The organism is Caballeronia sp. TF1N1 (assembly GCF_022878925.1).
Classification (GTDB): Bacteria; Pseudomonadota; Gammaproteobacteria; order Burkholderiales; family Burkholderiaceae; genus Caballeronia.
The window spans coordinates 1,239,749-1,261,952 of sequence record NZ_CP084627.1; the positions used below are offsets into that span (position 1 = coordinate 1,239,749).

The 22,204-nt window shown below is 61.3% G+C and carries 25 protein-coding genes; 7 read left to right on the plus strand and 18 right to left on the minus strand.

The genetic code is table 11. The features are described 5' to 3' along the window. Nucleotides 1-9 precede the first annotated feature (9 nt). The 5 genes from phnK to phnG are packed head-to-tail and all read right to left on the minus strand — an operon-like array spanning nucleotide 10 to nucleotide 3,830. Nucleotides 10-780, minus strand: coding sequence for a phosphonate C-P lyase system protein PhnK (gene phnK, locus LDZ28_RS19710; RefSeq protein WP_244828775.1), 771 nt, complete (start codon nucleotides 778-780; stop codon nucleotides 10-12). Continuing rightward, complete coding sequence (locus LDZ28_RS19715; RefSeq protein WP_244828776.1) at nucleotides 777-1,643, minus strand: alpha-D-ribose 1-methylphosphonate 5-phosphate C-P-lyase PhnJ; 867 nt, start codon at nucleotides 1,641-1,643, stop codon at nucleotides 777-779. The genes phnK and LDZ28_RS19715 overlap by 4 nt, the downstream gene beginning before the upstream one ends. Continuing rightward, nucleotides 1,640-2,731 (minus strand): carbon-phosphorus lyase complex subunit PhnI, encoded by a 1,092-nt coding sequence (locus LDZ28_RS19720; protein WP_244828777.1) that lies wholly within the window; start codon nucleotides 2,729-2,731, stop codon nucleotides 1,640-1,642. Before LDZ28_RS19720 ends, LDZ28_RS19715 begins: the two co-directional genes overlap by 4 nt. Next, nucleotides 2,731-3,354 (minus strand): phosphonate C-P lyase system protein PhnH, encoded by a 624-nt coding sequence (gene phnH, locus LDZ28_RS19725; protein ID WP_244828778.1) that lies wholly within the window; start codon nucleotides 3,352-3,354, stop codon nucleotides 2,731-2,733. Before phnH ends, LDZ28_RS19720 begins: the two co-directional genes overlap by 1 nt. Further along, nucleotides 3,351-3,830: a phosphonate C-P lyase system protein PhnG gene (gene phnG / locus LDZ28_RS19730; protein ID WP_244828779.1), complete on the minus strand. Its 480-nt coding sequence runs from the start codon at nucleotides 3,828-3,830 to the stop codon at nucleotides 3,351-3,353. The genes phnH and phnG overlap by 4 nt, the downstream gene beginning before the upstream one ends. A 158-nt stretch (nucleotides 3,831-3,988) precedes the next feature. Between phnG and phnF the strand changes: the two genes are divergently transcribed. From phnF to LDZ28_RS19750, 4 genes are read left to right on the plus strand one after another with little or no spacing between them, the layout of a single operon-like run. Then, the gene (gene phnF, locus LDZ28_RS19735) at nucleotides 3,989-4,747 is read left to right on the plus strand and encodes a phosphonate metabolism transcriptional regulator PhnF (RefSeq protein WP_244828780.1); all 759 of its coding nucleotides are present in this window, start codon (nucleotides 3,989-3,991) and stop codon (nucleotides 4,745-4,747) included. Next, nucleotides 4,744-5,442 carry a DUF1045 domain-containing protein gene (locus tag LDZ28_RS19740; protein WP_244828781.1) on the plus strand — a complete coding sequence of 233 codons (699 nt, stop codon included), beginning with the start codon at nucleotides 4,744-4,746 and terminating at the stop codon, nucleotides 5,440-5,442. The genes phnF and LDZ28_RS19740 overlap by 4 nt, the downstream gene beginning before the upstream one ends. Continuing rightward, nucleotides 5,439-6,005, plus strand: a complete 567-nt coding sequence (gene phnN, locus LDZ28_RS19745; RefSeq protein ID WP_244828782.1) for a phosphonate metabolism protein/1,5-bisphosphokinase (PRPP-forming) PhnN — start codon at nucleotides 5,439-5,441, stop codon at nucleotides 6,003-6,005. Before LDZ28_RS19740 ends, phnN begins: the two co-directional genes overlap by 4 nt. Before the next feature lie 55 nt (nucleotides 6,006-6,060). Beyond that, complete coding sequence (locus tag LDZ28_RS19750; RefSeq protein WP_244828783.1) at nucleotides 6,061-6,888, plus strand: CHAD domain-containing protein; 828 nt, start codon at nucleotides 6,061-6,063, stop codon at nucleotides 6,886-6,888. A 6-nt stretch (nucleotides 6,889-6,894) separates the two neighbouring features. Here the strand turns inward: LDZ28_RS19750 and phnE are convergent, their stop codons facing one another. The 4 genes from phnE to LDZ28_RS19770 form a co-directional block, all read right to left on the minus strand. Beyond that, on the minus strand, nucleotides 6,895-7,629 hold the full coding sequence (gene phnE / locus LDZ28_RS19755; protein WP_370652221.1) for a phosphonate ABC transporter, permease protein PhnE: 735 nt from the start codon (nucleotides 7,627-7,629) through the stop codon (nucleotides 6,895-6,897). Nucleotides 7,630-7,724: 95 nt separating this feature from the next. Continuing rightward, complete coding sequence (gene phnD, locus LDZ28_RS19760) at nucleotides 7,725-8,696, minus strand: phosphonate ABC transporter substrate-binding protein (protein ID WP_244828785.1); 972 nt, start codon at nucleotides 8,694-8,696, stop codon at nucleotides 7,725-7,727. Nucleotides 8,697-8,725: 29 nt separating this feature from the next. Next, on the minus strand, nucleotides 8,726-9,553 hold the full coding sequence (gene phnC, locus LDZ28_RS19765) for a phosphonate ABC transporter ATP-binding protein (protein WP_244828786.1): 828 nt from the start codon (nucleotides 9,551-9,553) through the stop codon (nucleotides 8,726-8,728). 117 nt (nucleotides 9,554-9,670) lie between these two features. Beyond that, on the minus strand, nucleotides 9,671-10,564 hold the full coding sequence (locus LDZ28_RS19770; RefSeq protein ID WP_244828787.1) for a LysR family transcriptional regulator: 894 nt from the start codon (nucleotides 10,562-10,564) through the stop codon (nucleotides 9,671-9,673). A 143-nt stretch (nucleotides 10,565-10,707) separates the two neighbouring features. Between LDZ28_RS19770 and LDZ28_RS19775 the strand changes: the two genes are divergently transcribed. The 3 genes from LDZ28_RS19775 (at nucleotide 10,708) to LDZ28_RS19785 (ending at nucleotide 14,348) form a co-directional block, all read left to right on the plus strand. After that, entirely contained in the window at nucleotides 10,708-12,087 is a 1,380-nt protein-coding gene (locus tag LDZ28_RS19775) for an NAD(P)H-dependent oxidoreductase (protein WP_244828788.1), read from the plus strand. 100 nt (nucleotides 12,088-12,187) lie between these two features. Further along, complete coding sequence (locus LDZ28_RS19780; RefSeq protein WP_244828789.1) at nucleotides 12,188-13,492, plus strand: MFS transporter; 1,305 nt, start codon at nucleotides 12,188-12,190, stop codon at nucleotides 13,490-13,492. A 103-nt stretch (nucleotides 13,493-13,595) separates the two neighbouring features. Beyond that, on the plus strand, nucleotides 13,596-14,348 hold the full coding sequence (locus LDZ28_RS19785) for a Pr6Pr family membrane protein (protein WP_244828790.1): 753 nt from the start codon (nucleotides 13,596-13,598) through the stop codon (nucleotides 14,346-14,348). Here the strand turns inward: LDZ28_RS19785 and LDZ28_RS19790 are convergent. The 9 genes from LDZ28_RS19790 to LDZ28_RS19830 form a co-directional block, all read right to left on the minus strand. Next, nucleotides 14,345-15,550, minus strand: coding sequence for a YbfB/YjiJ family MFS transporter (locus tag LDZ28_RS19790; RefSeq protein ID WP_244828791.1), 1,206 nt, complete (start codon nucleotides 15,548-15,550; stop codon nucleotides 14,345-14,347). The two genes, LDZ28_RS19785 and LDZ28_RS19790, sit on opposite strands and share 4 nt — an antisense overlap. A gap of 37 nt (nucleotides 15,551-15,587) precedes the next feature. After that, nucleotides 15,588-16,202: a TetR/AcrR family transcriptional regulator gene (locus LDZ28_RS19795; protein WP_244828792.1), complete on the minus strand. Its 615-nt coding sequence runs from the start codon at nucleotides 16,200-16,202 to the stop codon at nucleotides 15,588-15,590. 154 nt (nucleotides 16,203-16,356) lie between these two features. Beyond that, nucleotides 16,357-16,665 carry an EthD family reductase gene (locus LDZ28_RS19800; RefSeq protein WP_244828793.1) on the minus strand — a complete coding sequence of 103 codons (309 nt, stop codon included), beginning with the start codon at nucleotides 16,663-16,665 and terminating at the stop codon, nucleotides 16,357-16,359. Nucleotides 16,666-16,704: 39 nt separating this feature from the next. After that, a complete protein-coding gene (locus LDZ28_RS19805; RefSeq protein ID WP_244828794.1) occupies nucleotides 16,705-17,622 on the minus strand; it encodes an MBL fold metallo-hydrolase in 918 nt (305 codons plus the stop codon). An 11-nt stretch (nucleotides 17,623-17,633) separates the two neighbouring features. Further along, nucleotides 17,634-18,497 (minus strand): quinoprotein dehydrogenase-associated SoxYZ-like carrier, encoded by an 864-nt coding sequence (locus tag LDZ28_RS19810; RefSeq protein WP_244828795.1) that lies wholly within the window; start codon nucleotides 18,495-18,497, stop codon nucleotides 17,634-17,636. Nucleotides 18,498-18,531: 34 nt separating this feature from the next. After that, nucleotides 18,532-19,458, minus strand: a complete 927-nt coding sequence (locus tag LDZ28_RS19815) for a quinoprotein relay system zinc metallohydrolase 2 (RefSeq protein ID WP_244828796.1) — start codon at nucleotides 19,456-19,458, stop codon at nucleotides 18,532-18,534. After that, nucleotides 19,455-20,429, minus strand: coding sequence for a LysR family transcriptional regulator (locus LDZ28_RS19820; RefSeq protein ID WP_244828797.1), 975 nt, complete (start codon nucleotides 20,427-20,429; stop codon nucleotides 19,455-19,457). Before LDZ28_RS19820 ends, LDZ28_RS19815 begins: the two co-directional genes overlap by 4 nt. Nucleotides 20,430-20,495: 66 nt before the next feature. Further along, complete coding sequence (locus tag LDZ28_RS19825) at nucleotides 20,496-21,248, minus strand: hypothetical protein (protein WP_370652165.1); 753 nt, start codon at nucleotides 21,246-21,248, stop codon at nucleotides 20,496-20,498. Continuing rightward, nucleotides 21,245-22,174: a substrate-binding domain-containing protein gene (locus tag LDZ28_RS19830; RefSeq protein WP_244828798.1), complete on the minus strand. Its 930-nt coding sequence runs from the start codon at nucleotides 22,172-22,174 to the stop codon at nucleotides 21,245-21,247. The genes LDZ28_RS19825 and LDZ28_RS19830 overlap by 4 nt, the downstream gene beginning before the upstream one ends. Nucleotides 22,175-22,204 lie beyond the last annotated feature (30 nt).

A 22,204-nucleotide genomic window follows, 5' to 3' on the forward strand; every position in this document is an offset into this window, starting at 1 on the left:
TGTTGCACCTCAAACCGGCAGCACGGACGCCACCAGCGTCTGCGTATATGGATGTTGCGGATCATCCAATACCTGATCCGTGAGACCGCTCTCCACCACGCGCCCGTCCTTCATCACCATCAACCGATGCGCGAGCAAGCGTGCCACGCCGATATCGTGCGTGACGATTACAGCGGCGAGATGCAGCTGGTTCGTCAAGGTACGCAGCAAGTCGAGCAGACGCGCCTGCACGGATACGTCGAGACCGGCGGTAGGTTCGTCCATGAAGACGAGTCGCGGCCCGGTCACGAGATTGCGCGCGATCTGCAAGCGCTGCTGCATCCCGCCCGAAAAAGCCGAAGGCAATTCGTCGATGCGCGTCGCATCGAGCTCGACACGGCCCATCCAGTCCGAAGCCGTCTCGCGCAAACGGCCATAGTGGCGCGCGCCGATGGCCATTAACGGCTCGCCGATGTTCGCGCCCGCCGACACGTTGCGCCGCAATCCATCGCGTGCATTCTGATGCACGAAGCCCCATTCCGTGCGTGACAAAAGTCGCTTGCGTGGCTCGCTGAGCGTGAGCAGATCCAGCGTTTCGCCTTCACGCGTGGTGTAGTCGAGCGCACCTTCATCGATGCTGCTTCTGAGCGCAAGCGCGTTCAATAGAGTCGACTTGCCCGAACCCGACTCGCCCACGATGCACAGCACCTCGCCCGGATAGACCGCAAGGTCCACATCGACGCAACCGCCGCGTCCATCGTAGCGTTTGGTGAGTCCGCGCGCATTCAAGAGCGTCTTCATTGCGCCGCCTCCTTTGCCTCTTGCTCGTCGCGGCGGCTGTGACAATAGTCGCTATCGGAGCATACGAACATGCGCGCGCCTTCGTCGTCGACGATCATTTCATCGAGAAAGCTCTCACGCGACCCGCACAGCGCGCACGCATGGTCCCACTTCTGCACGCTGAATGGATGATCTTCGAAATCCAAACTCTTCACCTTCGTATAAGGCGGAATGGCGTAGATGCGCCGCTCGCGTCCCGCGCCGAAGAGTTGCAGCGCCGCGTTCATGTGCATCTTCGGATTGTCGAACTTCGGAATAGGCGAAGGCGCCGCGAGGTAGCGATCGTTCACCAGCACTGGATAATCGTAGGTCGTCGCAATGCTGCCGTGCTGCACGATATCCTCGTAATATTTCACGTTGATGAGACCGTAGTCCGCGAGCGCATGCAGTTTCCTGCACTCCGTCACGCGCGGCTCCAGCCTGTAGAGCGGTTCGGGCATCGGCACCTGGTACACGAGAATCTGCGCTTCCGTGAGCGGCGTTTCAGGAATGCGGTGACGTGTTTGCACGATGGTGGCGTCCGCGGTGCGCGTGGTCGTGGCCACGCCCGCCGTGCGCGCGAAGAAGCGGCGAATGTTGACCGCGTTGGTGGTTTCGTCGGAGCCCTGATCGATCACCTTGAGCGTATCGTCCGCGCCGATGATCGCCGACGTCACCTGCAAACCGCCCGTGCCCCAACCATACGGCAGCGGCATTTCACGCGAGGCGAACGGCACCTGATGCCCCGGCACCGCAACGGCCTTGAGCAAGGCGCGACGAATCATGCGCTTGGTCTGCTCGTCCAGATAAGCGAAGTTATAACCTTCGGTCAGCGCGTTATTCATGCCGTCTTCTCCTTGCCGTGCGATGCACGAAGTCGCCGCAGCAATTCCAGTTCCGACTGAAAGTCCACGTAATGCGGCAGTTTCAAGTGCTGCACGAAGCCCGATGCCTCGACGTTGTCGCTATGCGAGAGCACGAACTCGACATCCTGCGTGGGTGAGCCGATGCTCTCGCCCAACTCTTCCGCTCGCAAGGCACGATCGACGAGCGCCATGGCCATGGCCTTGCGCTCCGAATGCCCAAACGCGAGACCATAGCCTTGCGTGAACTTCGGCGGCACTTCGCCGCTGCCCGCGAACTGGTTGATCATCTGGCATTCGGAGATGTCGATATCGCCGATCTCCACGGCAAAACCGAGTTCATCGATATGCATTTCCACGGCCACTTCACCGTGACGAATCTCGCCTGCGAATGGATGGCTGTGCGCGTAGCCGCGCTGCGTGGCGTATCCCATTGCCAGCAGAAAGCCTTCGTCGCCGCGTGCAAGGTTTTGCAGACGCGTTGCACGATCAGCGGGAAACGCAAGCGGTTCGCGCGAGAGGTCGCCCGGCTCCGGTGAATCTTCCTGCGCGCGTTCCTGCTCGATTAGCCCTTCCTTGTTGAGCATCGACAACACGCGCGGCATATCGTTCGTGGCTTCGGCGTGGTCGCTGGAAGTCGTTGCATCGCTAATCACTTCCCCTTCGGCCAGCAAGCTGAAGTCGATCAGACGCTGGGTGTAATCGTAGGTGCCGCCCAGCATCTGCCCGCCCGGAATATCCTTGAACGCAGCGGAGATGCGCCGTTCCACGCACATCGCTGCCGTGTCCACGGGCAAGGTGTAGCCGAAGCGCGGCAACGTCGTGCGATACGCACGCAGCAGAAAAATCGCCTCGACCAGATCGCCTGCCGCCTGCTTGATGGCGAGCGCCGCGAGTTCTTCGTCGTAGACCGAGCCTTCGGTCATCACGCGCGCCACCGCGAGACGCAACTGCTCGCGAATCTGCGCGACGCTCAGCTCGGGCACCTGCAAGTCACCGCGCCGATGCTTGGCGAGCACATCCCATGAACGTTCGATGGCTCTTTCGCCACCCTTCACCGCGACGTACATCAGTTCACCTCCACTTGCGTCGTGCGCGGCAAGCCGACGAGCGCGCCGCCCGCCACGAAATAACAATCCATGCCGCATGGAGACTGCGCGGTTAGCGCCGCGCGCTGTTGCCAGAAATCGCGCGTAAGTCCCGCAATGGCGACACTGCGCGTGTCTTCGATCCCCGGACCGCGCCACACGAGCGGCTCGCCTTCGGTCAACGAAGGCACGCGAATGAAAAGCGTCGCCGCATCTTCCGGCGTTTCCGGTTCGCCCGACGAGAAGGCATCGAGCGCGGGCAACGCGGCTGCATCGCCGAGATAGGCGAACGCGGCTTCGCTGTGATTCGGCGTGAGCGGCGCGCTGGCATGAAAGCGCAGGGCATCGCCGAATGCGGCGTTCCCGCCGTCGATGAATACAGGCGTCGAATAATCGGCGAGCGCGAGCAGCGAGGCGAAAGCTGCAAGCGGCACGCGATGTGCAAGCGCATCGCGCATGGCGTGATTGTTCGGCAACGCGGCATCGATCGCGACGATGCTGCCCGGACGCGACAACGCTTCCAGCAAAGCGCGAAAGACGCGTTGGGCATCGTGCACCGGGTCGTTGAAGCCGGGCACGAGAGCGGCCATGTCGATCTGCATCATTCCCCTCTCACCATCGTAAAGAATTCGACCTTGGTCGTAGCCGCTTCCGCTTCCTTGCGGCGCCGTTCGTCGGCGAGACGCGCGGCCAACGGTGCGATCACTTCCGTCTGCAAGCGCTGCGCATGCGCGGGCGTCTGCAGCAACGCGTCGATCAGCGCTGCGAGCTTCGCGCGCTCCTTGTCGCGGCCCATATGCACCGCGACACCGACCGGCGCGCTGCCGTCTTCCATATGCAAACGCAGCGTGGCGCGCGTGACGGTAGTCTCGCCGAGATTGAAGGCATCTCCCGAGCCGCCGATGCGCGCCCGCACCATTGCCAAGCCGATATCCGGCGCGCGCAACCAGTCGAAGCGCGGCACACTCATGCCTTCGAGCGCCGCCTGCAAACTCTCGCGCGGCGTGCGCGCCAGCACCGCCATCCATTCGCGGCGGTCGAACGAACGAGCCTCGTCGCGCGGCTCCTCTCTCTGACTCATGGCTTTCCCTGATGATTTGAACGTTGCGGGCATCTTAAGCTACGCGGCTTTCGTCTGGTCGTCTAGACGTCTGGATAAGTGGGCTTTCACATTTCCATCACCGTTTGCGCACTACAATGCCCAACAGCGATATTCAAACCGACGGGAATGACACCTACATGACATCGAACGAAAACGCGGCGCCGGGACACGCCGTCGAACGCGGCGCGGGGGTCGCGGTCTGGCGGCAGATCGAGCAGATACTCTCGGCGGAGATCGCCTCGAAGAGCTTCGGCGAGGAAGGCCGCCTGCCGAGCGAAGCGGAACTGGCGCGGCGCTTCGACGTGAATCGTCATACCGTGCGCCGCGCCATGCTGCGTCTTGCCGCAACGGGTCTCGTGAGCGTCGAACAGGGACGCGGCACGTTCGTGCAGCCTGGAGCGATCGACTATCAAATCGGCAGGCGCACGCGCTTCACGGAAAACATTCGCCGTCAGAAGCAGACGTCCACGGGCGTCGTGCTCTCTTCCGAACGCGTGAAGGCCGACCCTACCGTCGCGAAGGCGCTCACTCTGCGTGCGGGCACGCTCGTCTATCAGCTCGAAACGCGTCACGACTCCGACGCCGTGCCGCTGACCTACGCACGCAACTGGTATCCCGCCGCGCGTTTTCCCGAGCTCCTCACGGTAATCGAAGCGACAGGCGGCATCACTGCGGCGCTCGCGGAGTTCGGCGTCAAGGACTATATGCGCAAGTGGAGCCGTATCGGCAGCGTGTTGCCTTCGTCGGATGTCGCGCGGCGCTTGCAGATCAACCGGCAGCAGCCGGTGCTGTGGGTCGAGAATGTGGATGTCGATGAACGCGGCGTGCCCGTCAAGTACGGCGTGACTCACTTCGCGGCAGACCGCGTGCAGTTGATGGTCGAGCACGATCTATGAGCGCTGCATGGAGTGACGAAGCGCGCATCGCACTGTATTACGCGCCGCCCGCCGCATCCGCATGGTGGCGTGCTGGTTGCGAATGGCTCGGGCGCGACGCGGAAAGCGGCCTCTCGATGGAAACGGCAGCGCACGACATCACACGCGCGCCGCGCCGCTATGGTTGGCATGCGACCATCGTGCCGCCGTTCCATTGCGCGAGCGGCGTGCAACCCGCCGATGTGCTTGCGGCCGCGCGAGCCTGGGCGTCGTCGGTCACGCGCTTTGAGATGCCGGTGCGCGTAGCGGAAATGGGCCGCTTCGTGGCGTTGCGCGCATCGGAGGAAAGCGACGACGAACGCTTGCGCGCAATGGCCGCAAGCGCGCTGCAAGCGCTCGCAGCTGTGCGCGCAATGCCATCGGCAGGGGACATCGAGCGGCGCATTGTCGATGGCATGAGCGAGCGGCAAACCGCACTCGTACGTGAATGGGGCTATCCCTATGTCTTCGATGAATACCGCTTCCACATGACCCTCTGCGATTCGCTCGATGACACCCACGCGCGCGGTTCGGTCGTATCGGCATGGACACGCAAGATCGACACGCTCGGCGCGCTGCCTGTGCGTGGCGCGGCGCTTTTCGTGGAAAGCGCACCGGGCGCGCCGTTCACCTTGTGGCAGCGGGTGCCGTTCAACAACGTACGGGAAGGGGCATGAGCCAGAACGACACACTCGATAGCGCACGACTCATCTATGTCATGGGCCCGTCGGGCGCGGGCAAGGACTCGCTGCTCGGCTTCGCGCGCGAACGCGTCGGCGCACGCGTGATGTTCGCGCATCGGTACATCACGCGTGCGGTCGGCGACGGCGAGAACCACATTGCGTTGACGCATGAAGAATTCAAGGCGCGTCTTTCGTATGGACTTTTCTCGATGCATTGGGAAAGTCACGGCCTGTGCTATGGCATTGGCATCGAAGTAGATGCATGGCTCGAACGCGGCAGACCGGTGGTCGTGAACGGTTCGCGTCAACACGCGGATGCCGCCCTCGCCCGCTATCCGCATGCATGCTTTGTTTATATCGATGCCGCGCCCGCCGTGCTGGCCGCGCGGCTAGCAAGGCGCGGACGTGAAGACGCCCGGCAGATCGAAGCGCGTCTTGCGCGCCGTCCTTCCCTCGAACTGCCCAGGCATGCGCGCGTGGTGAACATCGACAACTCTGGGCTTCTGGCCGACGCGGGCACGCAATTTCTCCGCGCCATAGACGAGACCGGCTCATAATCGCCGGAACGTTTCTTGCGAACGCCCACGACATTCCTTCGATAAAAGATTACCTATGAAATCCGGACGATCGAAAGACACGTTGTCAGGCGTCACCGCCGAATCGCAGTTTCGCACCTATGCCTCACCGCTCGTTGAAGAAGCGCTGCAGCACGCGCATGAACTGGAACAGAGCGATGATGCCGAAACACTGCACAAGCTCAGGATAGTGCTACGGCGTCTGCGCAGTCTCTTTTGGGCGTATCGCCCGATCCTCGACGATGCCTTCGACGACAAGCAGCGCGCCCTCTTGCGTTATCTCGCGCAGGCAGCCGGCAGCACGCGCGATTGGGACATCCTGATCGAATTGATGAGCGAGCATGAAGACACGGATCTCGCGCAGGCATTGCGCGGCCATCGCGATGCAGCATTGAGGACCAGCAAAGCGACACTCAATAACGCGGATATCAAGGGCGTCTTGCGCGAAGCCGTGGCGGAAGCCAACCGCGAACTCAACACTGCAAAAAAGCGCGTGGCTATCGAGCGATTCGCTTCGGACAGAGTTCGAAACGCGCGAAGACAATTGAAGAAACGCATCAAGCGCGTGCGGCAAGTGAAGCGCCCGGAATATGCCGCGCTGCACGAAGTGCGCAAAGCGGGCAAGAAAGTGCGCTACCTGATCGAGTTCTTCATGCCCCTGCTTGCCGAAAGAGAACGCGGTGGACTAAAACAGCTGAAGCGTCTGCAGAAGCATCTGGGCGCATTGAACGATGTCGTTGCAAGCCGCGATCTCCTCGACAAGAGCGACGCCTTGCCCAATGCCGCCGCCGCGAAGCCAGCCTTGCGTACTTTGAAGAAGCAACAAAAGCGCCGCATGAAGCAGGCGCTCAAGTCGCTTCGATAACGCCTTCTAGATCACGCGCTCGCGCACCCATCCCGACGCCAGATCGATCAGCGATACGATCACCACGACGATCAGCATGACCGCTGCGGTCTGCGCATAGTTGAACGAGCGGATAGCTTCGTAAAGCACTACACCGATACCGCCCGCGCCAACCATGCCGACGACCATCGCCGAGCGCACGTTCGACTCGAATCGATACAGCGCGAACGAAATCCACAGCGGCAGCACTTGAGGCAACACGCCATACACGATCTCGTCGAGACTGCTCGCCCCCGTGGCGCGCACGCCCTCGGCGGGACGCGCATCCACCGCTTCGACCGCTTCGGCGAAGAGCTTTGCCAGCACGCCCGTGGTATGCACCCACAGCGCGAGCACGCCTGCAAACGGCCCGAGCCCGACCGCGACGATGAACAGCATCGCGAAGACCATCTCGTTGATCGCGCGGCACGCGTCCATGAGCCGCCGCACTGGTTGCGCGATCCACACCGGCGCGATGTTCTGCGCCGACAGCAAGCCGCAAGGCACCGCGCAAATGAGCGCGAGCGCCGTGCCCCAGACAGCGACGGCGAGCGTCACGATCATCTCGTGCGCGTACGTGCGCCATTCCGTGAAGTCGGGCGGAAAGAAGTCGCGCGCGAACTGACTCATGTTGCCGGATGCGCCGAGCAGATCGAGCGGACGCATGTCCGCGCTTTGCCACGACGCGCCGAGTACGGCGATAAGCACGATCCAGCCGAGCATCGACACCCAGCTACGCTTGCCGCGCGGCGCTTGCACAGGCGCTTCCTCGGGCTTGCTCACACCCGCGGCAAAGGTCGAGATATCGAGCGGCTTCATCACTTCGCCGCCGAGCCATCGAGCGCGGACAACTGCTGATCGAGCGATGCGATTTGCGCTTTCTTGTCGGCGTCATCCAGATGAGCGTTGTTCTGCACCTGTTCCTTCTTCTGAAAGAGCGCCATCTGACGAATGGGCACGAGCTGCGCGTTGGACGATGCCGCGAAGCCCGAATAGCCGGAGATAGCCGTCATCACGGACTGTTCGCGCGGGTCCTTTTCGCCGTAGTGAACGAAGAAGTTCAGCAGCTTGTCCTTCGTTGTCTGCGGCAGATCGCGACGCCACACGAGCGGGTCTGAAGCGATGAGCGGCGACTTCCACAGCACACGCACCTTCGGATATAGCTCGGGATGCTGCGTCTTGATGGTGTCGAGCATGTCGGTGTTGTTGGTCGCGACATCGATCTTGTCGTTGACGACCGCGAGCATGTTGGCTTCATGGCTCGAAGGCAACACGCTCTTGAACGAGGTCTTCGCCGAAAGCCCGTTCTTCGCGAAGAGGTAATACGAAGGCACTAGCGTGCCAGAAGTGGAGTTCGGATCGCCGAAGCCCAAATTGATATCGTGGCTGTTCTTCAGCACCTGATCGACGCTCTTCCACTTGCTGTTGGCGTTCGTGATAAGCACGGAGTAGTAGCCCGCCTCGCCGCTCTTGTACTTGACCTTCGCAAAGACTTCGCCGTTGGAGCGGTCCACCGCTTCGATGGCGGACGCATTGCCGAAGAAGCCGATCTGCACCTTGTTGAAGCGCATTGCTTCGATGATGCCCGCATAGTCCGTGGCGAAATACGCCTTCACATCAAGACCGGTCTGTTTGTTCAGATCGTCGATGAGCGGTTGCCAGCGTTGCTTGAGCGCCGACGAAGAATCCGTCGAGATGATGCCGAAGCTGAGCGCATCGGCAAAGGCCACCGAGTTCAGGAGGCATGACGCGAGTGCCGCGCCGGCCAGGAAGGTACGGGCTGATTTCATGGAGATGCGGTCCGTAGTTTGATTGCGATTCAGGATGTGGCGACAGAGGCAAAAGTCGCGGAGGGATGTTCACGCTCGTCGTGATCGGCCAGCAATTCGGCGGCGGCCGCGCCGTACAGTTCGCGCAACAGCATGGGCGTAAGCTTCGCGGATGCGCCGTCGTAGACCACGCGGCCATCGCGCAAGGCAACCGTGCGCGTGCAGTACTTCATCGCTATGTCGATCTGATGCAGCGACACGATCACCGTGAGTTTGTGATCGCGATTTAGCGACTGCATGAGCTCCATCACGCGCCGCGCAGATTCAGGATCTAGCGAGGCAATTGGTTCATCCGCGAGCACTATGCGCGCACGCTGCACGAGTGCACGCGCGAGCGCCGCACGTTGCTGCTGTCCGCCCGACAGGTTGCTCGCGCGTTCGAGCGCATGTTCGCCAATACCCATCGCGGTAAGCGAGTCCATCGCCAGCGCGCGTTCGTCGCGCGGAAAACGCCTTGAGAGACGCCGCCATAGCGACACACGCGTAAGCGCGCCGATGAGGACGTTGGTGATTACCGAAAGACGTCCCACCAGATTGAACTGCTGAAACACGAAGGCGACATCGCGACGAATGGCGCGCACTTCACGCACGATCTTGCCGTTCTGCTGAATCGGCCTGCCGAGCAGCGTCACATGCGAGGGCGCCGCATCCGATGCGATAAAGCCCGCGATATGGCGCAAGAGCGTCGATTTGCCCGAGCCCGACGCACCGATGAGCGCGACCATTTCGTCCTCTTCCACGCGCAGATCGACGGCATCAAGCGCCTTGCGGCCATTGCGAAACGTCTTGGTGAGACGCTCGATACGAATTGCGTCCATGGCTTTCCTCGTCTGCCGCTGTAACGTTGGGCAAATTCTAGAAAGGCAACATGACGAGAAAGTGACGCTGATGAGACGTCTAGATGAATACATCACCTGGCGCGTGCGGCCGGGCGTTTATTCTTCGAGAAACCACGTGCCTTGGCACTCGGTGCGAATGAAATCCGCAAGCAGTTTGACGCGTGCGACATCGCGCGTTTCGGCAAGCGTCACGAGCCAGTAAGAGCGACTCAGCGCAATCTGACCCGCAAAAAGCCGCACCAGATTCGGTTCCCTGCGCGCCATGAAACACGGCAGCACGCCGAGACCCACGCCGCCCGCGACGGCGGCCGTCTGACTGATCACGTTGGAGATGCGAATGGTCGGCGTGAGCGTGCTCGATACCTGCGGCAGATAGTTCAGTTCAGCGGACCACATCTGATCCTCGACATAGCCGACCCACGGATGCGTGAGCAGATCGCGACGCGTGACGATTGCCGCATGTGTCGCGAGATATTCGCGCGCGGCATAGACGCCCAACGCATAGTCCGTGAGCTTGTGCGCATAGACGCGCCCTTGCGCCGGCCGCGTCATGCTGACAGCGAGATCGGCTTCGCGCTTCGAAAGACTGAACATGCGCGGATTCGCGATCAATTCGATCTCGAGTTGCGGATGCATGGCCGAGAGCTTGGAAATACGCGGCGCGAGAAAGTAAGTACCGAAGCCTTCCGGCGTGCCGATGCGTACGCTTCCCGTCAGACCAATGGACGCATCTTCGAGACGATGCCGCATGTGCAATGCAAGACTCTCCATGCCTTCCGCATCGCTTAGTACGCGTTCGCCTTCGGGGGTCAGCACAAACCCTAAGGAACTGCGGTCGAACAGTCGCACACCGAGTGCGGCTTCAAGCGCGGCCACACGCCGGCTCAGGGTCGAATGATCCACGCCCATTTGCTGCGCGGCCACGGTGAGCCTGCCCGCGCGCGAAATGGCGAGAAATGCCTGAATGTCGTCCCAGTCGAAACCACGCATGAGAATTTCTGCACAGAGCGATTGCCGATTTGCCCATTCTATTGCAAGAAACACGCTGCTATCTTTTCTTCAACTCTGCGAACGTGGAGCAGACGATGCGGCTCGATCGTCACGACACTAAAGCCTGAATGGAGACAAACAGCATGTCGCTCATTGCGAAACTCAAGGCGCGCGCGCAGGAAGGCAAGCCGGTCAAGGTCGGCCTGATCGGTGCGGGCAAATTCGGTTCGATGTATCTCTCGCAAGCGCCGCGCACGCCCGGCATTCATCTCACCGGCGTGGCCGATCTCTCGCCCGAGCGCGCGCGTGCCGCGCTCAAACGTGTGGGCTGGGATGAGGCGCGTTATTCGGCGGCATCGTGGAACGAAGCCATCGGCAACGGCTCGACCTATATCACCGACGACGCCGATGCCATGATCGCAAGCGACCATGTCGATATCGTGATCGATGCAACGGGCAGCCCCGCCGCGGGCATTCATCACGCGCTGCTGTGCTGCAAGCATCGCAAGCACATCGTCATGGTGAACGTGGAAGCCGATGTGCTCGCAGGCCCGCTGCTCGCACGCCGCGCACAAGAGGCGGGCATCATCTATTCGATGGCTTCGGGCGATCAGCCCGCGCTCATCGCGGAACTCGTGGACTGGGCACGCACCATCGGCTTCGATGTGATTTGCGCGGGCAAGGGCACGAAGTATCTGCCAATCTACCATCAGTCGACGCCCGATACCGTGTGGGGCCATTACGGCTTCACCGAGGAACAGGTCGGCTCCGGCGACTTCAACGCGCAGATGTTCAACTCGTTTCTCGACGGCACCAAGTCCGCACTCGAGATGGCCGCTGTTTCCAACGGATGCGATCTGCGTCCGCCCGCCGACGGCCTCGCGTTCCCCGCGTGCGGCGTGGACAATCTGCCAAGCGTGCTGCGTCCCGCATCGGAAGGCGGGATCCTGCCGCATCGCGGTAGCGTGGAAGTAGTGTCGTCGCTGGAACGCGATGGGCGGCCCGTGTTCCGCGATCTGCGCTGGGGCGTGTACGTCGTCATCGAAGCCCCCACCGACTACGTGCGCGACTGCTTCTCGCAGTACGGTCTCAAGACCGACAGCACGGGGCGCTTCGCCGCCATGTACAAGCCGTATCACCTGATCGGCCTGGAACTGGGCCAGTCGATCGCGAGCATCGCCGTGCGTGGCGAAGCAACCGGCGCGACAACTGGCTTTCATGGCGATGTCGCCGCCACCGCGAAGCGCGATCTGCGCGCGGGCGAGCGGCTCGACGGCGAAGGCGGCCACACCGTGTACGGCAAGCTGATGCCCGCTGCGGACTCGTTGCTGCTGGGTGCGTTGCCTATCGGCCTTGCGCACAACATGGTGCTGCAACGCGCCGTGCCTGCGGGACAACCCGTGCGCTGGAGCGATGTGGCATTCGACGCAAGCAAGGAAGCCGTGCGGGTACGACGCGAGATGGAAGAATTCTTTCGCGCCGAGATGAAGCTTGAACTACCGGTGCAAAAGCTCGCGAGCTAGTTCATCGATGAAGACATTTTGATCCGCGGCACGCCCGGTCCATCTCATGGTCCGGGCGTTCGCCATCTCTAAACGCCCGGCAAAGGGCGACGGAGGAGACATGAGCCAAATCAGCGAAACTCTCGGCGTTACGCAAGCAGGCAGTGCGGACGTCTACCGCAAGATCACGTGGCGCATCATGCCGTTCATCGTGCTCTGCTATCTCTGCAACTATCTGGACCGCGTCAACGTGGGCTTCGCGAAGCTGCAGATGCTTTCCGATCTCGGCTTTTCGGATGCGGTGTATGGCCTCGGTGCCGGTATCTTCTTTATCGGCTACTTTATCTTCGAGGTGCCCAGCAATCTCATCCTGCATCGCGTGGGCGCGCGGCGCTGGATTGCGCGCATCATGATCACGTGGGCGATCGTTTCGGCGCTCACGCTCGTGGTCAAGACGCCGTTTCAGTTCTATCTCGTGCGCTTCTTTCTCGGCATCGCGGAAGCGGGTTTCTCACCGGGCATCATGCTGTATCTGACGTACTGGTTCCCGGCGAGAAAACGCGGCTTCGCCTATGGTGTGTACTACATCGCCATTCCGCTTGCCGGCATCGTGGGGGGTCCGTTGTCGGGCTGGATACTGACCGCGTTCAAGCATTCGGCCGTGATGTCGGCGTGGCAATGGCTCTTCCTCATCGAAGCAATTCCAGCGTTTATCGTGGGTTTCGCCGTGCTCTTCATGATGGTCGACAAGCCAAGCAAGGCACGCTGGCTCACCGACGACGAGAAGCGTCTCGTGACGCAAGCAGTCGAGCGCGAGGAAGGCGACAAGACCGCGCACCACGACGCCCGCGCGTTCCTTTCCGACCGCAACATTTGGAAGCTTGCCGGCGTGTACTTCTGCCAGATCATCGGCCTCTATGGCATCAGCTTCTGGCTGCCGTCAATCATCAAGGACACAGGGCTCAAGAACGTCGAAGTGATCGGCTGGCTCTCGGCGATTCCGTATATCGTCGCGATTCCCGCGATCATTCTCACGGGCATCAGCGCCGACAAGTTCCGCTCCCGGCGCATGCACTTCTCCATTGCGCTCGTGATCGGTGCAATAGGCTTTGCGGCAAGCGGATACGTGGGACAGCAACCCGTGCTTGCGGTCATTGCGTTGAGTGTGGCGGCCGCTGGAATCTTGTCGGCGCTGTCGCTGTTCTGGGGCATTCCGGCTGCGTTTCTTGCGGGAACCTCGGCGGCGGCGGGCATTGCAGGAATCAATTGCGTAGGCAATCTCGCGGGTTTCGTGTCGCCGTATATGGTCGGGTGGCTCAATGTCACGACGCATAACAACAGCATCGGACTTTATGCGGTTGCGGTGTTCATGGTGATCGGCGCATTCGCGGTGCGTTCGATTTCCGGGAAGCTAGCGGATCATTGAAATCGAGCGACGAACGAGCCGCCTGCCGTTTTCAACGAACACGGCAGGCGGCCGCGCTTTTTGCAACGCTGCAAGGGCCGACGCGCGTCGATAAAATGGGTGCATGACCGACTCGTCTTCACAATCCTCGAGCACGCCGTCGCGCGCACCCGAACACGACCTGCCGCTGCACACGCCCAGCACCGCATCGCTCGGCGTGGCGGCGGCCATCGCCATGATTGCGTGGCTCGCGCTGGCGGCGCAGACGGATATCACCATCGCGCGCATGGTCGGACGCGGCTTTACCGTGATCGACGGCATTGCGCGTACCACCAGTTATCTCACCAACCTCACGGTGTTCTTGACGGCGTTATGCTTCACCTGCGTGGCCATACGCGCGAGCGCGCCCATTGCGCGCTTCTTTCGTCAACCGACGGTGGTAACGGCGGTGGTCGTGTATATCGTGTTCGTGGGCATTGCCTATAACGCGTTGTTGCGATGGCTATGGACGCCATCGGGTTATCGTGCGCTCGTCAATGAATCGCTGCATACGGTCGTGCCCGCGCTCGCTGCGCTTTACTGGGTGCTCTTCGTGCCGCGCTTTCATCTGTCATTGCGGCGCTGCGCCTTATGGCTCGTCTATCCGCTCTGCTATCTCTTCATTACGTTATGGCGCGGCAGTGCATCCGACTTCTATCCCTACTGGTTCATCAACGTGGCGGAACTCGGTTACGAGCGCGTGTTCTTCAACTCGGCCATGCTAGTCGCGAGCTTTCTGATTCTGATGAGCGTATTCATCGTCATCAATCACAGACGCCAGGACTTGCGCATATCCGACCCCGACATGGAATCGGACGACACGGGCCCATCGCGTTAGTCACGATTCACGAACAGATCGGCGACGAATGCGGCAGTCAATGCCAGCGCGCCGCATGCGAAGATCAGCGCGTAGTTGTTATGCGTATGCGAGAAAAGAAACGAGTAGCCATAGCCGCCGACCGCCTGAAAGAGCGCGAACGCCGAAGTCGCGCGACTCCATGAGGCGCGCTGCTCCGCGTGATCGTGCGGCAGCAATTCATGCACTCGGCCCAGTGCAAGCGGCACGATACCGGGCGTGAAGAGCCCGAGAATCACGGTCGCAAGGCCGATCACATAGGCATGGCCCGACATCGCGAGCAGCGCGGCTGCAGCCGCCTGCACGATCAACGCGTAGCGGTACGCGCGGCCAAAGCCGATCCGGTCGCCCAGATTTCCGCAGATGAGCGGCCCGAAGATAGCCGCCACGCCATACAGCACCCAATAGCTCGCACCGACGCCGGCGCCGCGTCCGATCCCTCGCGCGATATAGTCGACGAGCAGAATCATCGCGGGCACGAGACCCAGTGCGTTCGCCGCGTATTGCGCGTAAAGCAGGCGCAGACGCGTGCCGTCATGACGCGCGCCATGCGCCTCCTTGGTCACGGCAGGCACGGGAGGATTCGTCGATGGCCAGCCGAACCAAGCGACAGCCGTCAACACGAGCGAGAACACGCCGAGTCCGATCCACGTCGCCTGCAAGCCGTAATGCAGCAGCCGCGGAATGAGCGTGCCCGATGCCGCGATGCCGAAGCCCAGCCCGAAGAAGATCATGCCGCTTGCAAAGCCGCGCCGTGCGGGCGCGATATGCGGAAGGATCGTGGTTGCGACGAGCACCATGATCGCGCCGCCCGAAAGTCCCGAAAGAAAGCGCCAGCCGAAGAACCAGGCAATCGACAACGGAAACGCGCATGCGAAAAACGCGGCCGTGGCAATGGCCATCAACAGGCGCAACGCGAGCCGGTTGCCGAGCGTCGATGCCATGGACCTGCCGAACAACGCGCCCGCGAGATAGCCCGCGAAATTGGCTGCACCCAACGTCACGGCTTGCGACGACGTGAACCAATGCGCTTCGATAAGCGGTGGAATGAGCGGCGTATAAGCGAAGCGTGCGAGACCTATTGCGACGAGACTCGCGCAGAAGCCCGCGAGCATGGCGTAGATGGAACGCATGTCGAGTGAATCCGATTGACCGGCGCGTAAGGCCGACGCTTGATCCTGCATGATGTTGACTCCCGGAGCGAATGGCGTGACGTGTGTTCTAACGCGTGGCGAACTTCGCACGCATTGGCGGAAGTTTCAGCAGCATGAGCGTGGGAGCGACAGCCGCCACGAGCAGCTTCGGCTGAGGATCGATACGCGCCAGCACGCGCACGCCGAGAAGCACGGCGAGCAGACTCGTGGCGGCATCGGTTGCGGACATCATGCGTTCGATCTCGCCGCTTTTGAACGCGGCGGAAAGACAGCGCTCGAAGAAGCCGCGTAACAACTCGACTTCCTTTGCGATGAGTTTGTGAAACGCCTCGTCCTCCAACGGCGCCGCGAGCGCGGCATTGACCAGCATGCAGCCGCGCCGGTGTTCATCCGATACCGAGCGCTCGACGATCTCGCGAAAGAAGCCTGCAACGGCGTGCGCAGGCGTGCAAGTGGCTTCGAGACGCTCGATACGCTCGCGCAACGTATGTTCGAGATAGTGATCGAGCGCGCGCAAAAAGAGCGCGCGCTTGTCGCCGAACGCGTTGTAAAGGCTCGGTTGCGTGAGACCCGTCAGTTGCACGAGGTCACGTGTGGACGTACCCTCATAGCCGTGCGTCCAGAACGCTTCGGCTATGGTGTTCAGCACATCGTCTTCGTCGAAATTGCGCGGTCGCGCCATGATGCAGGCTCCATTCCATGGTTGCGTCACTTTTTATATCGGGCGCCACAGAACGAATTATATATCGATGGATACAAAACCTGCTTGAGCCGTCGTCCAACGAAAAAGCCGGCGAAGCGCCGGCTTTTTCGTATGCGGAAAAACAACCGTGCTGTCAGGCGTCTTTCGTATCGAACATCAGCAGCTCGACGCCCGCCTGCGCGAAATTCGCCAAGTCGCCGGCGGTCTTCTGGCCTTCAGGCGACCCGAGCGCGGACTCGATCGCTTCGAGCGATTCGAATTCGAGCAGCGCGACGAGGTAATACGGCGACTCGCCTTGCGCGGTAGCAACCGGCCCCGTGCTGATCTGGTAACTCTTTAGGCCCGGCAACGTCTTCGCCAGCGGCGCGTGCGTGGAGGCGTAGTAGTCGTCGAATGCCTTCGTATCGGACGGATTCTTGTAAAGCGCAACGAGCTGGGCCATCGTCTTGTCTCCTGAGTGTTTGTCATGAACAACAATGCGTTACTGCTTCTCCAACTGTAGGTAGATACGTTGCACGTTCTGCGGCTGCGCTATGCCATAGAGCTTGTAGCCGCGAAAGGCGGGCAAGTCGACGGTATGCATGGCCTCGGTCAGTCCCATGCCGCTCCGATATGCGCGTCTGACCGCGCTGTCGAGTTCGCGCAGATAAAGGCCTGTCTGCATGATGTCGTCGTTGCTCAACGGCGGTCCGAACGCCGGAACGATAGTCTTCGATTCGAGTCCGCGCAGATTCTCCAGCGCCGCGAGCCAGCCATGAATATCCTCGTTGCGCAGTTCGGGGATGCGCCCGTTCGAGATCAGACTACCCGCGAACAACACGCCGCTTTGCGTATCGAGCACGGCCAGATCGCCTGGCGTGCTTGCCGGTCCGAAGTGCAGCAATTGCAGCTTGCGATCGCCATTCACGACTTCCGTGGTGCCTTCCACCGTTCGGTCGGGAACCGTGACGCGCGAGCCCGCCATCTCGTCTTCACCGAGGGTCTTGCGCAGGTTCGCGAGACAGATCGGGCAACGTTCCCGGATCAACTGAGCCGTGCGGTAATGCGCGAGAATCGGCACGCCCTGATCGCGGAACGCCGCCGCGCCAAAAACGAACTCCGGTCCTTGATGCGTGATGATCACGAGCGTGACGGGTAGCGGCGTGACTTTGCGAATGGCTTCGATCATCGCGCGTCCGTAGCGGTACGAAGCTCCCGTATCGATTACCGTCACGCCGCTCGGTCCCACGATAAAGCCGTTGTTCGCGACCATGCCGTGATTCGCCGGCGCGACAGCATCGCCGTCGCCAATAAACGCATACACGCCCGGCGCCACTGCGACGGGCGCGGGCATGCCGCTCATCGCCGCATGAACGACGGCGCAAAATGCGAGGAACAACGCACCGATGAGCGCACGCAAGCCGCGCCCCATCATTTCATGGCCGAGGTTTGCGTGCCCGATTGCGTCGTGATCGCAACCTCGCCGTCGAACCGCTTGTTCTTCGTGTCTTCAATAGCGACCTTCAATTCACCGTTTTCCGTCGGCAGAAAATAGAAGCGGAAGTTGGGGTTCTCGCTGATCGAGAAATTCACATTGGCGGTCATCACGGGCTTGCCGCCATAAGTCACGGCAACCTTGCGCACGAAGTACGCGGTCGCATAGTTGCGCGTGACCTGATCCATCGCCATGCCGGTGCGATTAGGGTGGCGCACCATCAATTGCGCGAGTTCGGGCTTGCCCGCAATAGAGGCGCCTTCCGCCTGCAAACGTACCTGACCCGCCGCGCGTTCGGCCGCGTCTTCGTCCTTGCCCGCAGGCGCGGAGCAACCACCCGATGCCTTGATGAAACGCACCGCGCTATACAGATGTCCGTCGTTCGTTTCAGCGATGGCACGCATGAACGTGTAATCCTCTACCCGCACCCGTGTCTCGATGCTGGCAAGTCCGGAGTCTGGCGTGAACTCGAAAGAACCGGCGTAGGGCTCGGGATTTTCGTCGATGAAGAGATAAATCTTCTTGATGTAATGCGTGCTCGTCTGCGGAAACTGCGCGCTGATCGCAATGGGTACGACGGCGGCATCGGCGGCGCGTTTGGGTGCATCGAATTTGATGACGGCATCGCCTTTCGTGTCGATCGGCCGCCCTTTGAACGCGCCTTCCTTGAAGTCGAGCCAGCGCGCCACCTTGTCTGGATCGTCGTCGGGTTGCGCCGCATGCGAAGCGTAAGGCGCAAGCAATGCGAGCGCCGCGACAAACCCTGAGCCTGCGCGTGCGCCAAGCCTGATCGTCTTCATGGTGTCCTCCTTTGCTGCAACGCGGCGTGCGCCGCTACTGCTCCCACTCCAGTTCAGCATAGACAGCGGTGACGTTGCGCGCGTGATAGGCATCGTAGAGCCGCCACTTGTCGCGCTCGCCGAGACCGATGGTATCCACGGCCTGCTGAATCGTTTCGCCGCGCTTGATGGCCGCACGCACATCGCGCGCCAAATTCGCGAGGTACTGTTGCTCGTCGTCGAGCGAGCGCGGATACGGCGCGTCCAGGTCGCCATGACCGGGTACGACATGCCGCGGATTCATCTGCTTAATGCGGGCGATATTGTCAAGCCAACCGGTCACGCTGCCATCCACCACGGGAATGCAATGCACGAAAAGCAGGTCGCCTAGCCACAGCGTGCCGCTCTTCTCATCGTATACCGTCATGTCGTTGTTGGTGTGCGCTGTTTTCCAAGTTTGCAGCGTGAGCGTGCGCCCGCCGAGATCGAGCGTGGACGTGCCGTCTATCGTCATCGTCGGTGCAATGATTTCGCTGCCGGTCGCTTCATCGCCCAGTTCGCGTTTCAGCGCACGCAGGTAGTTCTCCGCGCGCGATGCCTCCGCCTGCGCAAGCTTGGCGCTGCCCACGTATTGCGGATAGTCGTCCTTGAAGGCCGCATTCCCGAAGATATGATCCGGGTGCATGTGCGTATTGATCACGTAGCAGACGGGCAAGGGCGTCACCCTGCGCACCGCCGCGCGCAATGCGCGCCCTTCCGCGAGCGTGCCGCCGGTATCGACCACAGCCACACAACGCTCGCCGACGATGAAGCCGACGTTCGCAATATCGCCGCCGTTCGCAGGCGTGGCAAGCTCGTCGTGTCCGCGATGCACGTAGTTCCCCGGCGCGAGTTCCTTCACCGTGAACGAGGCCTCTGCAAACGCATGTGCCGATGCCGCGCACAGCACCAGGAACGCGGCGAAGCGTGAAGCAGCGCTCATCGGACCTTGTCCGCATCGGCGAGACGTTTTGTTCGGCGCAGGCCGAACTGTTCGTACTCGCGCTCGAGGAAAGGCTCGGCGTGTTCGAGAAGAAAGCGCCGAAACGCAAGGCACGTCGGCGAGAGTTGCTTCGAGCGCGAATGCACGAGTTGCCATGTACGTTCGACGGGCGTGCCGTTCACGTCGAGCACGGCGATCTCACCCGTGCGCAATTCGAGCCCCAAGGTATGCAACGAAATGAGGCTCACGCCCATGCCCGCCATCACGGCCTGCTTGATGGTCTCGTTGCTGCCGAGCGTGACGCTGCGCGATGGCGTGAAGAGGTTCTGCCTAAACACGTGCTCGGCGACGGCGCGTGTGCCGGAACCAGGTTCGCGCAGGAGGAAAGTATCGTTGGCAAGCTCCTGCAGATCGAAGCGTCGCGCAGTTTTCAGCGGATGCGAAAGCGGCGCGATGATCACATGCGGATGGTAAGCAAGCGGCTCTGCAGTCGTGCCGAGTTCGGGCGGCGGGCGGCCCATGATGGCAAGGTCGGTCGCGTTGTCCTGCAGGAGCCTCAACAAGGTCTCGCGATTACCGACCGAAAAACGCACATCGACCTTGGGAAACTGCTGCGAATACAGCGCGAGCAACTTGGGCGCGAAGTAAGTCGCGGAACTCACGATACTCACCGCAATCGATCCGCTGTCGGCTTGCGTAAGCGACATCATCGCGTCTTCGGCGTCCTTGATCTCACCGAGAATTCTGCTTGCATGATGCGAGAGGCGTTCGCCCGCTTCCGTCAGCGAAAGACGCCGCGCCACGCGTTCGAAGAGCGGCAAGCCGACCGCCTCTTCCAGTTGCCTGATCTGCATGGATACCGCGGGCTGCGTCAGATGCAGTTCCTCCGCTGCACGTGCGAAGCTCGGACAGCGCGTCGCTATCACGAAGATCTGCAACTGGCGCAAGGTGAGAGAGCGGATGAAGTTCACAGCGGCGTATCCGTGAGGCGTTCCTGAACGATTTAGCGGCTTGCCTCGGCGCTCGTGCAATCCACCTCAACGACTGGCCCGTGGCGCGTTGCCGACCTTTCCTCCCGGTGTGGCCATGTTCTTGAGCGCGCCCGAATAAGCGACCGTTTCCTTCTGCAGCGGATGCGCGAAGTCGTTCCCCGCGCCCGGCACTTCGGTGCGAATCAAGATGACGTGTCCGGGAACATCATCGGCAACGACGAAGGTGTAGCGCTTGTTCGTGTATTGCTGCAGACGTTCTGCATTGGGATCGTTGAGGAAGGGCTGAATGACGATCTGCTTCGCTTTCACATTCCTGGCCAGCCCGAGCGCCTCGCCGGAAACAGGCGTAATTGCCGGGTTTGCCGCAAGCGCCAGTCTCACGCGCTGCTGAAAGTAGCGACGCTGGCCGCCCGTCAGCTCCTGCATCTCCGTGATGTCATGCTCCAGGAAATAGATGATCACCGGATTGCACGGCAGCCCCCCTGGCACGTCCACATTGCCCGTGCGATCGGACACACGCGCATCGTTCTTCGTGTTGCCCTTGCTTACCACGAGCACGCGGACCGTGTCCTTGACCTTCGTTGGCGGCCCGGAAAAATCCACCGCGTAGTCGAGCTCGGTTTGCTGATCCACGCCATCCAGATGCGGCTCCATGAACAGCAAGCGTTCGGCTGGTGCAATCTCGGTGGCAGGCGCGGAAGCAGGCGGTGTATCCGCCGCGAAAGAGGCCGGCGGCATCAGAGAGATGAAGCCGCCAAGCGCGCAGGCGAGGACAATACCTCGAATGGCGAGCCTCATTGCGTGGAGGCCGGCTGCAGCGGCTGCAGCGGCAGCAACGGAACCTGATAGCTCGTCAGTATCTGATCGATCTTCGGCTGGTTCGACGCAATCCAGTTATCCACCTTGTCGCGCCATGCTTTTTCGCCGTAACGCACGCCCATCGAAATTTCATAATCGAAGCGAATGCCGGGTTGCGGTGCGAACGGCACGAGGCGCGCCTTGTTATCCGAGAGCTTCACGAAATAGCCTGCAATCGGGCCCCAGACGAAGGCGGCATCGACATTGCCTTGCGACAGATCATGCTCGATCATCTCGCCGGGAAAGGCGTCGGGATCGCCGCTTTGCCCCTGATACGACACCGCCTGTTCGATCAGATTGTGTTGCAACAGCCAGTCAGTCGCGGGACTCTTCACGAAGATGCCGAGCTTCATCTTCTTCAACTGATCCGGCGGCAGATTCATGAGATCGGCCGGCGACTTGATGCTCGCGTACTCCGGCCGGTTCGGGAACACCATGGCATAGGTCGAGTGCAGATAAGGGCGCGTGGTCGCGGTGAGTTCATAACCTTTGGGCACGCCGATAATCAGATCGCACTTGAACTGATCCGTGCTCGGTGCCTTGTCGCGCAGCGTATTGCGCACGAATCCCATGCGTTGCGGATAAAACGTGTATTCGAGCTTGTAGCCGAAGTCGTTTGCCATCTGGCTTGCGATCTTGTTCTCGAAGCCTTCGCCCTTCTGATTCGACAAAGGCATGTTGTTCGGATCCGCGCACACGCGCAGCACGCCGTCCGCGCCGTCGTTGTTAGGCAAGTTCGGCGGCGGTGTACCCGCGCCCTGCGCGAAGACCGTTTGCGCCGTGAACGCGAGCAACGCCGCGCATACCGTGTTCGATACGGCCGGGAATCGGAACGAAGCGGCGCGGCTTCCATTACGATCTGACATCGATACCTCCGGGTTCAAATGCAACTTCAT

Excerpts from the sequence above, each read along its gene's own strand:
- phnK (WP_244828775.1), bottom strand. The coding sequence starts at position 780 with ATGAAGACGCTCTTGAATGCGCGCGGACTCACCAAACGCTACGATGGA.
- LDZ28_RS19715 (WP_244828776.1), bottom strand. The coding sequence starts at position 1,643 with ATGAATAACGCGCTGACCGAAGGTTATAACTTCGCTTATCTGGACGAG.
- LDZ28_RS19720 (WP_244828777.1), bottom strand. The coding sequence starts at position 2,731 with ATGTACGTCGCGGTGAAGGGTGGCGAAAGAGCCATCGAACGTTCATGG.
- phnH (WP_244828778.1), bottom strand. The coding sequence starts at position 3,354 with ATGATGCAGATCGACATGGCCGCTCTCGTGCCCGGCTTCAACGACCCG.
- phnG (WP_244828779.1), bottom strand. The coding sequence starts at position 3,830 with ATGAGTCAGAGAGAGGAGCCGCGCGACGAGGCTCGTTCGTTCGACCGC.
- phnF (WP_244828780.1), top strand. The coding sequence starts at position 3,989 with ATGACATCGAACGAAAACGCGGCGCCGGGACACGCCGTCGAACGCGGC.
- LDZ28_RS19740 (WP_244828781.1), top strand. The coding sequence starts at position 4,744 with ATGAGCGCTGCATGGAGTGACGAAGCGCGCATCGCACTGTATTACGCG.
- phnN (WP_244828782.1), top strand. The coding sequence starts at position 5,439 with ATGAGCCAGAACGACACACTCGATAGCGCACGACTCATCTATGTCATG.
- LDZ28_RS19750 (WP_244828783.1), top strand. The coding sequence starts at position 6,061 with ATGAAATCCGGACGATCGAAAGACACGTTGTCAGGCGTCACCGCCGAA.
- phnE (WP_370652221.1), bottom strand. The coding sequence starts at position 7,629 with ATGCTCGGCTGGATCGTGCTTATCGCCGTACTCGGCGCGTCGTGGCAA.
- phnD (WP_244828785.1), bottom strand. The coding sequence starts at position 8,696 with ATGAAATCAGCCCGTACCTTCCTGGCCGGCGCGGCACTCGCGTCATGC.
- phnC (WP_244828786.1), bottom strand. The coding sequence starts at position 9,553 with ATGGACGCAATTCGTATCGAGCGTCTCACCAAGACGTTTCGCAATGGC.
- LDZ28_RS19770 (WP_244828787.1), bottom strand. The coding sequence starts at position 10,564 with ATGCGTGGTTTCGACTGGGACGACATTCAGGCATTTCTCGCCATTTCG.
- LDZ28_RS19775 (WP_244828788.1), top strand. The coding sequence starts at position 10,708 with ATGTCGCTCATTGCGAAACTCAAGGCGCGCGCGCAGGAAGGCAAGCCG.
- LDZ28_RS19780 (WP_244828789.1), top strand. The coding sequence starts at position 12,188 with ATGAGCCAAATCAGCGAAACTCTCGGCGTTACGCAAGCAGGCAGTGCG.
- LDZ28_RS19785 (WP_244828790.1), top strand. The coding sequence starts at position 13,596 with ATGACCGACTCGTCTTCACAATCCTCGAGCACGCCGTCGCGCGCACCC.
- LDZ28_RS19790 (WP_244828791.1), bottom strand. The coding sequence starts at position 15,550 with ATGCAGGATCAAGCGTCGGCCTTACGCGCCGGTCAATCGGATTCACTC.
- LDZ28_RS19795 (WP_244828792.1), bottom strand. The coding sequence starts at position 16,202 with ATGGCGCGACCGCGCAATTTCGACGAAGACGATGTGCTGAACACCATA.
- LDZ28_RS19800 (WP_244828793.1), bottom strand. The coding sequence starts at position 16,665 with ATGGCCCAGCTCGTTGCGCTTTACAAGAATCCGTCCGATACGAAGGCA.
- LDZ28_RS19810 (WP_244828795.1), bottom strand. The coding sequence starts at position 18,497 with ATGAAGACGATCAGGCTTGGCGCACGCGCAGGCTCAGGGTTTGTCGCG.
- LDZ28_RS19815 (WP_244828796.1), bottom strand. The coding sequence starts at position 19,458 with ATGAGCGCTGCTTCACGCTTCGCCGCGTTCCTGGTGCTGTGCGCGGCA.
- LDZ28_RS19825 (WP_370652165.1), bottom strand. The coding sequence starts at position 21,248 with ATGAGGCTCGCCATTCGAGGTATTGTCCTCGCCTGCGCGCTTGGCGGC.
- LDZ28_RS19830 (WP_244828798.1), bottom strand. The coding sequence starts at position 22,174 with ATGTCAGATCGTAATGGAAGCCGCGCCGCTTCGTTCCGATTCCCGGCC.